The following is a 14,174-nucleotide window of genomic DNA, read 5'->3' as shown; positions in this document are numbered from 1 at the left end:
TAAAAAATATATAATTCTATGATATTGTAAAATTATAAGGAAATTTTAGGAGGAATTATGTTTAATATATTATTAGTTGATGATGAAAAAAAAATAACAGAAGTTGTAAAAGCTTATCTAGATAAAGAAGGTTATAATACTTTGGTAGCACATGATGGTAATGAGGCATTAAGTTTATTTAGTAATAATGATTTTGATTTAGTAATTTTAGATAGAATGTTACCGGATATAAGTGGGGAGGAAATCTGTGAGAAAATAAGAGAGATATCTTTAGTACATATAATAATGTTAACGGCAAAAACTGAAGATGAAGATAAAATAGATGGATTTAACTTGGGATGCGATGATTATGTTTGTAAACCATTTAATGTGAAAGAATTAGTTTTAAGAGTTAAGGCAGCACTTAGAAAAATAAGAAAAGAAGAAATTATAAAAGTTAATGATGAAATAGAAATTAATACATTATCACATGAAGTTAGAATAAGAGATAAGGATGTAAATTTAACTAATACAGAATATAAGTTACTATTGCTATTCGTAAATAATCAAAAAAGAATTTTTACAAGAGAAGAATTATTAGAGCTAGTTACAGATGATTATTATGAAAAATTTGATAGAATTATAGATGCTCACATTAAAAACTTAAGACAAAAAATAGAAGAAGATACTAAAAAACCAAAAATAATACAAACAGTTTATGGAGTGGGGTATAAATTTGGAATTTAACAAGAAAAAACTAAACCTTAATAAGAAGTTAATATTTTATTTAGCTATGGTAATGATAGGAATCATCCTAATAATGGCTGTAAGTATTAACTTATCAGTTGAAAAGAAAATTATATATTATTTTTCAAATATGGTGGAATTGTCTAAACAATCTTTAACTAAAAATAGAGAATTATTCTTACAAGATATTACTAACTTAATCATAGGAATATCTTTACTTATGATTATAATTTCAATATCAATTTCTATTTTTTTATCTCAAAAAATTTCAAAGCCTATAATTGTTGTGTCAAAAATGACAGACTTTATAAAAAGAGGAGGATATGACCAAACATTAGAATATGAAAGTTCTATTGTAGAAATAGATGATTTAATAAATTCTATTAATGAGCTATCAAAAGAATTATATAAAATGGAGAATATGAGAAAAAAATTAACATCAGATATTTCTCATGAACTTAGAACTCCTTTAACAAGTATACAAACACATTTAGAGGCAATGATTGATGGAATATGGGAACCATCACCAGAAAGATTAAACAGTGTAAACGAAGAAGTAATTAGGCTTAACCACTTAGTAAATCAATTGAAAAATCTTACTAAATATGATAGTGAAAAAAATAAACTGGAGGTAAGTGAAGTTGATTTAAAACAATTAATTAAAAACATTATATATAATAATCAAAGTTTTGCATTTGAGAAAAATATAGAAATAGAGTATGATTTGGAAGAACTTACAGCAAGAGTTGACAAAGAAAAAATAACTCAAGTTATAGTTAATTTAATGTCCAATGCTATAAGATATACAAATTGTAATTGTAAAATAGAAGGGAAAATTATTATTAAATTATATAAAGAAGATGATTTTATTAAAATAACTGTAAAAGATAATGGCATAGGAATACCAGAGGAAAGTTTAGATTATATATTTGAAAGATTTTATAGAGTAGATAAATCTAGGTGTAGAAATACAGGAGGAACAGGAATAGGACTTACCATATGCAAATCTATAATTGATTTGCATAAAGGAAAAATAGAAGTTAAAAGCAAAATAAATGAAGGAAGTGAATTTATAATTACTCTTCCTGCTTAAAAATTTTTATATTCATAAAATATTCATAAAGCTATTATAGTATGTTATTGTAGCAAGGTAATAAAGCTAAAAATGACTTATGAAAGGAGAAAGATCATGGATACTAAAATAAATGTTGATGATATAAAAATAAGTGGAATGACATGTGCATCTTGTGCAAAAGCCGTAGAAAGAGCAGTGAAAAAATTAGACTCAAGCGTTGAAGCTAGTGTTAATATGGCAACAGAAAAATTGAGTATATCTTATGATAAAGAAAAAGTAAAAAATGAAGATATAGAAAATGCTATAGAGAAAGTTGGCTTTACAGTAGCAAAAGAAGAAAAAGATAAAGAAGTAATAATACCCATAGGTGGAATGACATGCGCATCTTGTGTAAAAGCTGTGGAAAGAGCAGTTAAAAAACTAGGTGGTGTAAAAAATGTTCAAGTTAATCTAGCAACAGAAAAAGCAAAAATAAATTATATACCAAGTAAAGTAAAGTTATATGAAATAAAAGATATTATTGAAAAAGCAGGATTTAAAGTTTTGGAAATGGAAAAGAAAGTATCAGTTGATGATGATAAATTAAGAAAAGAAAAAGAAATGAAAATTTTGTTTAATAAATTTATAATATCAGCTATATTTGCAGTTCCATTATTTTATATAGCAATGGGGCATATGATACCAGCACCAATTGGACCATTACCGCTACCACAAATAATAGACCCTAGTATAAATCCCTTAAATTTTGCACTTACTCAATTATTCTTAACTATACCAATAGTTATAGCAGGAAATAATTTTTTTTCTAAAGGAGTTAAATCCATGATAGCCAAAGCGCCAACTATGGATTCATTAATAACCATAGGATCAAGTGCAGCTCTTATATATAGTTTATATTCACTATATCTAGTATATAATGGTGACAAAATGGCTGTACATCATATGTATTTTGAAAGTGCAGGTGTAATAATTACTCTTGTATTACTTGGAAAATATTTTGAAACTCGTGCTAAAGGAAAAACAGGCGAGGCTATTAAAAAATTAATGGGACTAAGCCCTAAAACGGCTATAATAGTAAAAAATGATAAAGAAATAGAGATTTCGATAGAAGAAGTTGAAGTTGGAGATATTATAGTAGTCAAGCCAGGCTCTAAGATACCTGTAGACGGCACTGTTATAGAAGGGCATACTTCTGTAGATGAATCAATGTTGACAGGTGAAAGTATACCAGTAGAAAAAAATATGGGTAGTTCAGTAGTAGGTGCTAGTATAAATAAAAATGGAACTATAAGATTTAGAGCTGAAAAAGTAGGTAGTGATACAGCAATATCTCAAATAATTAAATTAGTAGAAGATGCTCAAGGTTCAAAGGCACCGATAGCAAAATTAGCTGATATAATTGCAGGTTATTTTGTTCCAGTTGTTGTAGTTATAGCTATAATTGCAGGACTTGCTTGGTTTATATCAGGTAAAGGAGCAGTATTTTCACTAACAGTATTTATAGCAGTTTTAGTTATTGCTTGTCCTTGTGCATTAGGTCTTGCAACACCTACAGCTATAATGGTTGGAACAGGTAAAGGCGCAGAAAATGGTATCTTGATTAAAGGTGGGCAAGCTCTAGAAACTACTCACAAAATTAATACTATAGTATTTGATAAAACAGGTACAATTACAGAAGGTAAACCAGTAGTTACAAATATAATAACACATGGAAATATTACAGAAGAAGAATTATTAAAAGTAGCTGCAAGTGCAGAAAAATCTTCAGAGCATCCTTTAGGAGAAGCTATAGTTAGAGATTGTGAAGAAAAAAATCTTGAATTTTATAAATTGAATAAATTTATGGCAATACCAGGTCATGGTATTGAAGTTGTTATAAATGGAAGTGATATTTTACTTGGAAACAAAAAGTTAATGATAAATAAGAATATAGACCTTGAAGATTTAGAAGAAAAATCTGACAAGCTAGCAAGTGAAGGAAAAACACCTATGTACATTGCAATTAATAATAAAATAGGTGGAATAATAGCTGTTGCTGACGTAGTTAAAGAAAGCAGCGCAAAAGCTATTAAAAAGCTTCATAACATGGGAATAGAAGTTGCTATGATTACTGGAGATAATAAAAAGACAGCTCAGGCAATTGCTTCTCAAGTTGGAATAGATAGAGTTTTAGCAGAAGTTTTACCACAAGATAAATCTAGTGAAGTTAAAAAACTTCAAGAGGAAGGTAAATTTGTTGCCATGGTTGGTGATGGTATAAATGATGCACCAGCTTTAGCTCAAGCAGATATTGGAATAGCCATAGGCAGTGGTGCAGACGTGGCTATGGAATCAGCAGACATTGTTTTAATGAGAAGTGATTTATTAGATGTACCTACTGCCATAAGACTTAGTAAAAGTACAATGACTAATATAAAAGAGAACTTATTCTGGGCATTTGGGTATAATGTAATAGGTATACCAGTAGCAGCAGGAGTTTTATATTTATTTGGAGGTCCACTTTTAAGCCCAGTAATTGCAGCTCTTGCCATGGCATTTAGTTCAACATCAGTTTTATTGAATGCATTAAGATTAAAAAGGTTTAAAGTAGAGAAATAGATGATAAAGGCTAATCTAAAAATAGATTAGCCTTTTATACTTTAATAAAGAGGAGGAACAGCTCTAGTTGATGTAGTAAATGAAAATACAGAAATTCGTTTTACAGAGTTTTTCCATTTGTAATCATAAATGTATTTTTGGATATCACCGATTATCAAACCTAAGCCATAATCATTGTCATAACTAGCCACAACGTAGAAATGATTTTGTCTTTCATTGATTTCATATAGTTGTAATCCTAGATAGTATTCACCATACTTGTTTAATAAATAAGTATCTAGATTACAAGAAAATTCTCTATAAGATTTTTCAAGTCCTAAATCAACAATAATTTCATTAACATTATATAAAATATCAACATAATTCAATGTTTTAACCTCCAATACATATATATTATTAAATATTTGTAGTACATTTTATGGCAAGAGATGATATTGGTTACTATATTTTTTATAATCGTGTAATATATATATATGATTTCAAAATATATTAAATGAAAGAGGAGAATATTATGAGCATAAAAATTATACATCATGTTTGTATTCAAACAGAAAACTATAAAGAGTCATTAAACTTTTATAAAAATATTTTAGGTTTTGAAGTAATAAATGAAACAAAGAATTTTCATGGAAGAGATTATAACACATGGTTAAAATTAGATAAATTTATGATAGAATTACAAACACCTAAAAGTAATGATAATTTCAACAAATGGAGTAATTTAAATGCAGGGCCAGTGCATATGGGATTTATAGTAGACAATGCTGAAGAAGAATATGATAGAATAAAAAATTTAGGATATACAGATTTTAAAGTTAAAAATGGAGAAATAGTTTACAAGGTAGAAGGTGAAAGTTTATTTAAAATAAAAGCTCCAGAGGGAACAGAAATAGAAATAAGAGATACAGATATAAAATAGAAATTAATAATTTAATTGTTATATACTTGACAGTATCAAATATTAAAGGGAGTGATTTTATGAATAAACTAGATGTATTTATAAAAGAATTATGTGGAGTATTTAGCAATGAAAATCAAATAAAGGAAGAAATGAAATTAGGTCAGCAAAAACACCCTAAAGCAAAGCACATTAATGGAATTTGTAATAACAAAATAATTAATTTACCAAGTGATTTTAAGGGATATTTTGTTATAGAAGAAAGCTATTATGAGCAAGGTAACCATAAGAATACTCTTCCTCATTTATTTTTATTTACACTAAATGAAAACAATAATATAGTTTTAACTTCTTATGATATTCCAACTGATATTCCTAAAGCAGAGTTTAGAAATGATAATAAAAATTTAGTTATGGATTATAAAGAACTTAAAATTTCATCAAAATTTAATCCTATGACATATACAGAAAATAATGGATCTTATGGAGGTAAAAGCGTAAGTAAGTTTACTGAAGAAATGGAATTTACTTTAGAAGAGAAAATTGAAAATAATAAAATGTATGTGAGTGAAGTATTTAGAAAAAATGGGAAAGTAACTTTTGGTTTTAGTGATCCTATAATTTATGAAAAAATTAATTAAAAAAGAAAAGAGGAATGCATTTGACATATAGAACACTAGGGAAATACTTATAAGATTTAAATAGAGATTTTATTAAACATTCAGAATCAAAATTATCTGAATATGAATTAACCCTTAATATGTGGCGTTGTATGATGATAATAGAAAGTAATAAAACTTGTAATTTAAAAGATATAGCACTGTCACTGAATGTGGATAATGCTATTATTACTAGAAATATAAAAAAGTTAGAAGATTTGAATTATATAATAAAAATTAAAAGATTAAATGATAATAGATTTTTTGACTTATGCCTTACAGATGAGGGTATATCAATTCTTAAATCAATTAATGGATATCAAGAAAAATGGTATGAAAAAGTAATAAAAAATTTTAGTGAAGAAGAATCAGATACTTTAATTAATTTGCTAAATAAGCTTTGTAGTAATATTTAAATTTTAAGTAAAATAATAAAAAAGTGGACAGTCTTATAACTACCCACTTTTCTATTTATATAATTTTGGAAAATAATTTATGCATGTTTAAATGTAGAACAATTTGTCTCAGTATATATGTTAACATTTGTTCCATCTACATTAATAGTTTCAGCAGTACAAGCTAGGTTTCTATTGTATACACAAGTTTGAACTGTACAAACTAGAGAATCACATGCTCCACCAGCATTTGTATTATTAGTTAAAGTAGAATAATCTTTTTCATCAAGGAAGTTTCCACAACAAGTATTACATGAATCTTCTGCCTTACCACCCTTAATATTAACTATATTTGAATAACAAACACTAGATTTATTATGAGAACAATTAGTTACATTGCAATTAATTTTCGCCATTTCAAAACCTCCTATTTAGAAAAATATCTATCTAATAAACCTTTAAAAGCTCTACCATGTCGAGCTTCGTCTTTACACATTTCATGAACAGTGTCATGAATAGCATCTAAATTAGCTTTCTTAGCAGCTGTAGCTAATTCTTTTTTTCCTGAACAAGCGCCGAATTCAGCTTCAACTCTAGCAGATAAATTTTGTTTAGTACTAGGATAAACAACTTCACCTAAAATTTCAGCAAATTTAGAAGCATGCTCAGCCTCTTCCCAAGCTATTCTCTTATAAGCTTCTGCAACTTCAGGGAACCCTTCTCTATCAGCTTGTCTACTCATAGCAATATACATTCCAACTTCTGTACATTCACCCATAAAATTAGCTCTTAAACCCTCAATTATTTCAGAGTCTATATCTTTTGCAATACCTATTCTGTGTTCGTCTGCCCATACCATTTCTTCTTTGGCTTCTACGAACTTGTCAGCTCCAACTTTACAAATTGGACAAATTTCAGGAGGAGCATCTCCTTCATGTATATATCCACAAACAGTACAAATAAATTTTTTCATTCATTACACTCCTTTGTTTATTTATGTAACAATTTTATTATTTTCATAAATGAACAAAGATATGCATCTGAAAAACTAAAATACTATAAAAAAATAATTAAGATATTAATTGATAATAAATGTTATTATTATTAATATGATAAGGTGAAGTTTAGATAATTTTAAGAGGTTATATATATGAAAAATAAAGCGAATATAGTAAATTTTAAGGATATGTCTTATTTAAGAAACGGTAGTAATAAGCAAAAGGAATGTTATAAGATACTTACAAAAATAAATATGTTTAATATACTAAAAGATTATATGCCAATATTAGTTGGAACAATACCATTGAATATAGATATTGAAAATAGTGATTTAGATATAGTTTGTCAAGTAGATGATTTTGAGATATTTGAGAATATACTATTTGATAATTTTACCAAATATGAAGATTTTAGAATTAAATATAAGGAAAAAAATATTATTGTATGTAATTTTATTGTGGAAAAGATTGAAATAGAAATATATGCTTCAAATGTAGAATCTCATAAAACTAATGGATATAGACACATGATAATTGAATATAAATTATTAAATTTATATGGAGAAAAATTTAGAGAAAGTATAATTAAATTAAAAAAAGAAGGTATAAAAACAGAATCTGCTTTTGCAAAAATACTTAATTTAAATGGAAATCCATATGAAGAATTATTAAAATACGAAAGATATTTACTAGATTAAATCTATGATTTTTATAATATCTACATATTATTTATCTACTGTTTCCTAAAATTTAAATATTATTATAAAATGATAATTTGGATTTTAAAATATAGAAAGGAGTAACAATTTAAATTGTTACTCCAAAATATTACTTGTAAATTTCTATATTATAAAAAACTGTTTTATTATTACCACAATTTTTATAAGAGTGATTTAAGCCACCATCAAACTTTAATGAATGATCTTTTTCTAATATAAAAGTCTTATCCTCAATAGTAAGTTCTAAGGAACCCTCTGTAACCATTACTATTTCTTCCAATACATTTTTGTGCGTTGCAGATGTATGTTTACAATCTACATCTAATTCTATAATAAATACATCTATTCCACTTTTGGAATCAAAGGGGAAGATAGGAAATAGTCTCATATGGCTATCTTCTTCTTGAACTACTTCAACATCTTCTTTCTTTACAAGAATTAATTCTCCAGAGTTATCATCTAAAAGAGAAGTGAAGTTAACTTTAAGGCCAGATGAAATCTTCCATAAAGTTGAGATTGTAGGACTAGATTCACCTCTTTCAATTTGGCCTAACATGGGCTTACTAACGTTAGTTAATTTAGACGCTTCATCTAAGCTTAGTCCTAAATCATTTCGTATTTTTCTTAAATTTTGCCCAACTTTTGGGATTTGTGTCATCATAAATTCATCTCCGTAATTTATTATGGCTATTTGTATTTCATAACTTCAACACCACAGTTTTTAACCACTTCCTCTAACTTTTTCATAGCTTTATCATTTGGAACTTTATATTTATAAATATAATCCTCCAAACCTAAGTTTTTATATTTATCTATACCAAACATATGATAAGGAAGAAGTTCTATTTTAGGTGATTTAATATTTTTCTTTACAAACTGCGATGTAAAAGTAATATTTTCAATATCATCATTAAATCCTGGAATAACAGGAATTCTTATAACCATACTTTTGTTTATATTAGCCATTTTTATTATATTTTCGAGGATTAATTCATTGCCAAGACCTGTGTATTCTTTATGCTTATTACTATTCATATTTTTTATATCAACAAATATATGATCTAGCTTTTGAAAAATATCTTCACATTTTTGAAAGTTAAAAACTCCGCAAGTTTCTATGGCAGTATGAATTCCTTTATTATAAAAATGATAAACCAGCTCTCTTAAAAATTCAAGTTGATAAGTAGGCTCCCCACCGGAAAATGTTATTCCACCATTTGAATTTAAAAAGAAAATTAAGTCTTTTTCAATAGATTTTATAACATTATCAACAGTCATAATATGAGTCATTTGACTTATGGCATTTTGAGGACAGTTCTTAACACATTCACCGCATAAATCACATTTTTCATTTATTTCATTTCTATTAAATAAAGAAGAAATATTTTTTTGACAAATATTTATGCATTTTTTACAATCTATACAATGTTCTCTTGAAACACCTAGTTTTACAATTTTGCTCCATGAATCAGGGTTAGAGCACCATCTGCATTTTAGAGGGCAGCCCTCTAAAAATACAGTAGTTCTTATTCCATCACCATCATTAACTGAAAATTTTTGTATACGCACAACTTTTCCACTAGTAGTCATTATTATCACCAACTAAAACTCAGAGTGAGCATTTCTAGCTATAATTGCATCTTGCATTTCTCTTGATAAGTTAACAAATTGAGTAGAATATCCAGCAACTCTAACTAATAAATCTCTATATTCATCTGGATTTTCTTGTGCTTTTAACAAAATTTCATTTGATACAGTATTAAATTGAACATGGAATGCTCCAAGGGCAAAGTAAGATTGTATCATAGAAGCTAAGTTTCTTTGACCTCTAGGTGTAGAAACTAAATCATGATTTAATCTTAAGTTAAGTAGTGTACCGCCAGAGTGTAGATCATGGTTTATTTTAGCAGCTGACTTCATTGCAGCAAGAGGAGTATCTGTATCAGTTCCAGCATAAGGAGAAACTCCTTCTGTAAGGGGAGCACCAGTTTTTCTACCATCTGGAGTGGCTCCGATTATTTTACCTGTGGGAATATAATTTGATATTCCCATAAAAGCAGAGTTAAATGGAGAACCAAATATATCTTTGTATTGTCTTGTTTGGTGATAATAAAAGTTTGATATTTCTAAAGCTATTTGGTCCACATAATCATTATCATTTCCGTATTTAGGAACAGTATCAGTTAATTTTCTTAGCTCATCATGACCTTCCCAGTTGTCATTTAGTGCTTTATCTATTTCATCTAAAGTGGTAACTTGGTCTTCAAATACTAATTTTTTTATTATAGCTAAACAGTTTGATACTTGACCTAGACCTATTCCAGTAAGTACAGGACCTACATTATATTTTGCGCCGCCCTTAGATAAATCCAAACCTTTTTCAAAGCATCCATCTACACATATTGATAAAAATGGTCTTGGAACAACTTCAGTATGAACAGTTTGAGCTATGGTACTTCCTATTACAGAATGTCTTATTAAGTAAGCAAATTGTTTATAGAAAGCGTCCATTAATTCTTCAAAAGAAGTAAAAGAAGTAATTTGTTTTTCACCTAATCCCATTTTTTCTCCAGTGATTCTAGAATAACCTTGATTCATGGCATATTCTAAAGCGGCAGAGAAGTTAACGTTTACAGCAGAAGTCCATTGACCAGTTTTTCTAAAATGAGGTACTACGCAACCGCAGTTATTCCAGTCTCTTGCATCTTCTGGATCATATCCATTTTGAAGAAGCATTTGGCAGCCACAAGAATCAGAGTGGATTGCAGGGAATCCACTTCCACCAGCAACTAAATCACAAACTGCCATTATAAAATCATCTGGAACCCCTGGATGAATTCTTACACTAAGACCAGGTTGATGAGTTTTTATATCTTTTGTTGCTTTTAAGCAAAGATAAGATAAATCGTTAGTTGCATCAGAGCCATCACGTTTTTTACCGCCTACAGTTAAGTTTTGGAATTGGTTGTATCCAGCAAAATAACCAGATGTATTTTCTGAGATTGTCCAAACCCATTCAGATAATTTTAACCATAAAGCTTCTATTAATTCTAAAGCATCATCTTCAGTAATAAGACCTGATTTTATATCATTTTCGTAATAAGGATACATATATTGATCAAATCGTCCAGGATTTAAAGCTAAAGGGTTTTCAGTTATGATTGCACCTAATTGAACAAACCAAACAAATTGAATTGCTTCATAAAAACTTTGGGGAGGATTAGCAGGAACTTTTCTACATACTTCTCCTATTTTTATTAATTCTGATTTTCTAGTTTCATTTTCTTCATTTTTACTCATTTCAAATGCTAAATCAGAATATCTTTTAGCTAAAGTCATAATTCCATCACAAGTTATAGCTAAAGATCTATAAAAATCTATTTTTTCTATATTTTCAGGAATTGCTATATCTAAAGTTTCTATTTTTTCTAAAGTTTCTTCTTTTATTTTTGCATATCCTTTTGGGAATAATATATCTTCATAATCAGGAGTAACTTCACCAACAGCTTGGCGCCATTTTGAGTCATTATCTATAATTCCCGTATCAATTAATATTTTTGCAGTGTCTTTTGGAACCCTTTTTAAAAACTTATCTTCAAGAGATTTACCATCCCAATAAGGGAAAATCTCTTTTCTCATAAATTCTCTCTGATTATCATTTATTTCATAAGGATCTTGACTTCTAGTAGAGAATTTATCCATTTCTTTATCTACCCATTTCCATGAAAACTCAGGAGTAAGTATACCTGTTCTTTTAAATTCACCAGCGGTACCCACCACAATTTCATCTTCAAATATTGTTATTGGAAGTTTTTCACAAGTCGCTAAATAAGCTTTTGCACTTCTTATACACATAGATTCCCCTTCAGTTTCTTTGTATGATTCAGTATAAATTTTAGCTCTTTCAGTACTTATAGCTGGTTTAGTAGAAACATATTTTTGTCTAAATTTTTCTATTCTTTCACTTGTGATCATAATATTACCCCTCCTAATTTTATTAAGTTTGTATGTTATTTTATATCTTTGTTACATTATAGTATTACAAATTTAAAATATCTACAAATATTAGTAAAAATAAAAATTTATTTATAGATAAAGACTATAAAAGTATAAAAAGTATTTGATATTTCAATACACAAAAGATTTTTATTACAAATATTTCCATAAAACTTATGATAGAATTAATTTGGATAAAATCTAAAAGTAATTTAAGTAAATAGGGGGATTAGAAATGAAAAAGAAATTTTGGGCTATACTTATATCTATGGCTATGATGTTATCATTAGTTGCTTGTAGTAGTGGAGGAGAAGATAAAAGTGAATCAAAGAACAAATCACAAATAATGTTTATAGGCTCATCAACTTTAGCTCCAGTTATGTCAAAAATATCATTAGAATTTATTGAGTCTTATGGAACTTGGAACAAGGTAAATAAAGACTTTTCAGAAGATAATATAGAAATATATGTATCAGCAGGTGGTTCAGGTCAAGGTGTACAAGCTGTAATTGATAAGACAGCAAACTTTGGTATGGTTGCAAGAAAAGTAAAAGACGAAGAAAAAGAAAAAATAGAAAATGAAAAAGAATACCAAGTAGGTATAGACGCATTAACAATAGCTGTTAATCCTAAAAATCCTATATTGAAAGTAAAAGATAATTTAACATCAGAAGAGATAGCAAAAATATTCTCAGGAGAGTATAAAACTTGGGAAGATGTTGATTCATCTTTACCAGATAAAGAAATAGTTGTAGTAACTAGAGATATCGGCGGGGGAGCTCATGAAGTATTCCAAAAAGCTATAATGGGGGATACAAAAGTAAAAGCTGATGCTATACAAGCGGCTTCTATGGGAGCTTTAGTATCTAAAGTAATAGAAAATGAATATGCTATAGGATATGCTTCATATGGTGTAGCAAATCAAAATGAAGGTAAAATATCTAAATTAAAAGTTGATGGTGTAGAAGCTAATGCAAAGAATATATTAAGTGGTGATTATAAAATACAAAGACCTTTATTAATATTAGGTAGTGGAGACCCAACTGCTGAACAACAAGCATTTATAGACTATGTTTTAGGGACAGATGGACAAGCTATTGTAGAAGAATTAGGATTTATTCCAATGAATAAATAAAAAATATAAATATTTTCTAAAAAGAGCTTATTATTTTGTATTTGAGCTCTTTTTTAGTTAAAATTTATTACAATTAAATTAACAATAAATAATAAGAAGGTGATTTATTGAAATATATAAAAGACAGTTTTATTAAATATGTTTTGTTTTTAACAGTACTTTTGTTTTTATCAATAGTAATATCTTTATTTGCATGTGTAATAATAGAAAGCATTCCTTTCTTTAAAGAAATAGGTATTAGGGGATTTATTATTTCGGGAGGATGGAATCCTTTAAAATCAGAAGTAAGTTACTCTTTATTGCCTATGATTTTAGCCACGCTATATGTTTCTTTTTTAGCGGTATTTTTGGCACTTCCAATAGGGCTAGGATGTGCTATTTTCTTAAGTTTTTATAGTAAAAAAAGTATCTCAAAGACTATATTGTCGTGCATAGATTTATTGGCTGGTATTCCATCTGTCATATTTGGATTTATCGGCTTAGTAATAATAGTAAAATCTTTCGAAGTATTTTTTAATATGACATCAGGAGAATGTGTATTTGCAGCAGGAATATTGTTAGCAATTATGTTACTGCCATATATAATATCAAATTGTAGTGAATCCATAGATGAAGCTAAAAATAAATTTGAAATAGAGTCTTTATCCTTAGGAGTATCTAAAGAATATACTATAAAGAAAGTCATACTTCCATCGATAAAAAACAGTATTTACTCAGCCATAATGATGGCGTTTGGTAGAGCTATGGGAGAAACCATGGCTGTAATGATGGTAATGGGTAACTCTCCAATAATGCCTAGACTATTTTCAAGGGGAGAGACTATACCTTCATTGACAGCCTTAGAAATGGGAACAGTGCAGTATGGTAGTTTACATTCCTCTGCCTTATATGGAGCTAATGTGGTTTTAATATTTTTACTTATAATAATTTTTGCCTTAGCAAAATACTTAAAAATTAAGAGCAGAATGGAGTAAA

The 14,174-nt window shown here is 28.0% G+C and carries 15 protein-coding genes; 9 read left to right on the top strand and 6 right to left on the bottom strand.

Annotated elements, in window-relative coordinates:
* Positions 1-57: 57 nt before the first annotated feature.
* The 3 genes from K0039_RS04835 (at position 58) to K0039_RS04825 (ending at position 4,399) form a co-directional block, all read left to right on the top strand.
* A complete protein-coding gene (locus K0039_RS04835; protein ID WP_228103902.1) occupies positions 58-726 on the top strand; it encodes a response regulator transcription factor in 669 nt (222 codons plus the stop codon).
* Entirely contained in the window at positions 716-1,819 is a 1,104-nt protein-coding gene (locus K0039_RS04830; RefSeq protein WP_228103901.1) for a sensor histidine kinase, read from the top strand. Before K0039_RS04835 ends, K0039_RS04830 begins: the two co-directional genes overlap by 11 nt.
* 96 nt (positions 1,820-1,915) lie before the next feature.
* Entirely contained in the window at positions 1,916-4,399 is a 2,484-nt protein-coding gene (locus K0039_RS04825) for a heavy metal translocating P-type ATPase (RefSeq protein WP_228103900.1), read from the top strand.
* A gap of 41 nt (positions 4,400-4,440) precedes the next feature.
* On the opposite strand, the gene K0039_RS04820 is transcribed toward K0039_RS04825, so the two are convergent.
* Positions 4,441-4,767, bottom strand: a complete 327-nt coding sequence (locus K0039_RS04820; RefSeq protein ID WP_228103899.1) for a hypothetical protein — start codon at positions 4,765-4,767, stop codon at positions 4,441-4,443.
* Positions 4,768-4,910: 143 nt separating this feature from the next.
* Between K0039_RS04820 and K0039_RS04815 the strand changes: the two genes are divergently transcribed.
* The 3 genes from K0039_RS04815 (at position 4,911) to K0039_RS04805 (ending at position 6,372) form a co-directional block, all read left to right on the top strand.
* Positions 4,911-5,318 (top strand): VOC family protein, encoded by a 408-nt coding sequence (locus K0039_RS04815; RefSeq protein WP_228103898.1) that lies wholly within the window; start codon positions 4,911-4,913, stop codon positions 5,316-5,318.
* A 59-nt stretch (positions 5,319-5,377) separates the two neighbouring features.
* Entirely contained in the window at positions 5,378-5,938 is a 561-nt protein-coding gene (locus tag K0039_RS04810; protein WP_228103897.1) for a hypothetical protein, read from the top strand.
* Between the two features lie 71 nt (positions 5,939-6,009).
* Entirely contained in the window at positions 6,010-6,372 is a 363-nt protein-coding gene (locus K0039_RS04805; protein ID WP_438948074.1) for a MarR family winged helix-turn-helix transcriptional regulator, read from the top strand.
* A gap of 77 nt (positions 6,373-6,449) precedes the next feature.
* Here K0039_RS04805 and K0039_RS04800 read toward each other — a convergent pair whose 3' ends face one another.
* Positions 6,450-6,767, bottom strand: coding sequence for a DUF1540 domain-containing protein (locus K0039_RS04800; RefSeq protein WP_228103895.1), 318 nt, complete (start codon positions 6,765-6,767; stop codon positions 6,450-6,452).
* Positions 6,768-6,778: 11 nt separating this feature from the next.
* Positions 6,779-7,324, bottom strand: coding sequence for an NADH peroxidase (locus K0039_RS04795; RefSeq protein WP_228103894.1), 546 nt, complete (start codon positions 7,322-7,324; stop codon positions 6,779-6,781).
* Positions 7,325-7,501: 177 nt separating this feature from the next.
* Here K0039_RS04795 and K0039_RS04790 point away from each other — a divergent pair, with 177 nt between their 5' ends.
* On the top strand, positions 7,502-8,047 hold the full coding sequence (locus tag K0039_RS04790) for a DUF4269 domain-containing protein (protein ID WP_228103893.1): 546 nt from the start codon (positions 7,502-7,504) through the stop codon (positions 8,045-8,047).
* Between the two features lie 130 nt (positions 8,048-8,177).
* On the opposite strand, the gene K0039_RS04785 is transcribed toward K0039_RS04790, so the two are convergent.
* The 3 genes from K0039_RS04785 to K0039_RS04775 are packed head-to-tail and all read right to left on the bottom strand — an operon-like array spanning position 8,178 to position 12,043.
* Entirely contained in the window at positions 8,178-8,729 is a 552-nt protein-coding gene (locus tag K0039_RS04785) for a helix-turn-helix domain-containing protein (RefSeq protein ID WP_228103892.1), read from the bottom strand.
* Positions 8,730-8,755: 26 nt separating this feature from the next.
* Positions 8,756-9,658 carry a glycyl-radical enzyme activating protein gene (locus K0039_RS04780; protein ID WP_228103891.1) on the bottom strand — a complete coding sequence of 301 codons (903 nt, stop codon included), beginning with the start codon at positions 9,656-9,658 and terminating at the stop codon, positions 8,756-8,758.
* Positions 9,659-9,670: 12 nt separating this feature from the next.
* Positions 9,671-12,043, bottom strand: coding sequence for a glycyl radical protein (locus tag K0039_RS04775; RefSeq protein ID WP_228103890.1), 2,373 nt, complete (start codon positions 12,041-12,043; stop codon positions 9,671-9,673).
* A 256-nt stretch (positions 12,044-12,299) separates the two neighbouring features.
* Between K0039_RS04775 and K0039_RS04770 the strand changes: the two genes are divergently transcribed.
* Together K0039_RS04770 and pstC are read left to right on the top strand one after the other, a co-directional pair.
* Positions 12,300-13,199 carry a phosphate ABC transporter substrate-binding protein gene (locus tag K0039_RS04770; protein ID WP_228103889.1) on the top strand — a complete coding sequence of 300 codons (900 nt, stop codon included), beginning with the start codon at positions 12,300-12,302 and terminating at the stop codon, positions 13,197-13,199.
* Between the two features lie 107 nt (positions 13,200-13,306).
* Complete coding sequence (gene pstC, locus K0039_RS04765) at positions 13,307-14,173, top strand: phosphate ABC transporter permease subunit PstC (RefSeq protein ID WP_228103888.1); 867 nt, start codon at positions 13,307-13,309, stop codon at positions 14,171-14,173.
* The last annotated feature ends 1 nt before the right edge of the window (position 14,174 follow it).

The organism is Terrisporobacter mayombei, from assembly GCF_020748465.1.
In the GTDB taxonomy this organism is placed as follows: Bacteria; Bacillota; Clostridia; order Peptostreptococcales; family Peptostreptococcaceae; genus Terrisporobacter; species Terrisporobacter mayombei.
The sequence above is the reverse complement of the archived record's forward strand: the minus strand, read 5'-3'. Positions and strand labels throughout refer to the sequence as shown.

Bases quoted from the DNA above. Each gene is read 5' to 3' on its own strand.
- K0039_RS04825 (WP_228103900.1), top strand. From the start codon at position 1,916: ATGGATACTAAAATAAATGTTGATGATATAAAAATAAGTGGAATGACA.
- K0039_RS04815 (WP_228103898.1), top strand. From the start codon at position 4,911: ATGAGCATAAAAATTATACATCATGTTTGTATTCAAACAGAAAACTAT.
- K0039_RS04810 (WP_228103897.1), top strand. From the start codon at position 5,378: ATGAATAAACTAGATGTATTTATAAAAGAATTATGTGGAGTATTTAGC.
- K0039_RS04770 (WP_228103889.1), top strand. From the start codon at position 12,300: ATGAAAAAGAAATTTTGGGCTATACTTATATCTATGGCTATGATGTTA.
- K0039_RS04775 (WP_228103890.1), bottom strand. From the start codon at position 12,043: ATGATCACAAGTGAAAGAATAGAAAAATTTAGACAAAAATATGTTTCT.
- K0039_RS04790 (WP_228103893.1), top strand. From the start codon at position 7,502: ATGAAAAATAAAGCGAATATAGTAAATTTTAAGGATATGTCTTATTTA.
- K0039_RS04795 (WP_228103894.1), bottom strand. From the start codon at position 7,324: ATGAAAAAATTTATTTGTACTGTTTGTGGATATATACATGAAGGAGAT.
- K0039_RS04785 (WP_228103892.1), bottom strand. From the start codon at position 8,729: ATGATGACACAAATCCCAAAAGTTGGGCAAAATTTAAGAAAAATACGA.
- K0039_RS04780 (WP_228103891.1), bottom strand. From the start codon at position 9,658: ATGACTACTAGTGGAAAAGTTGTGCGTATACAAAAATTTTCAGTTAAT.
- K0039_RS04835 (WP_228103902.1), top strand. From the start codon at position 58: ATGTTTAATATATTATTAGTTGATGATGAAAAAAAAATAACAGAAGTT.
- K0039_RS04800 (WP_228103895.1), bottom strand. From the start codon at position 6,767: ATGGCGAAAATTAATTGCAATGTAACTAATTGTTCTCATAATAAATCT.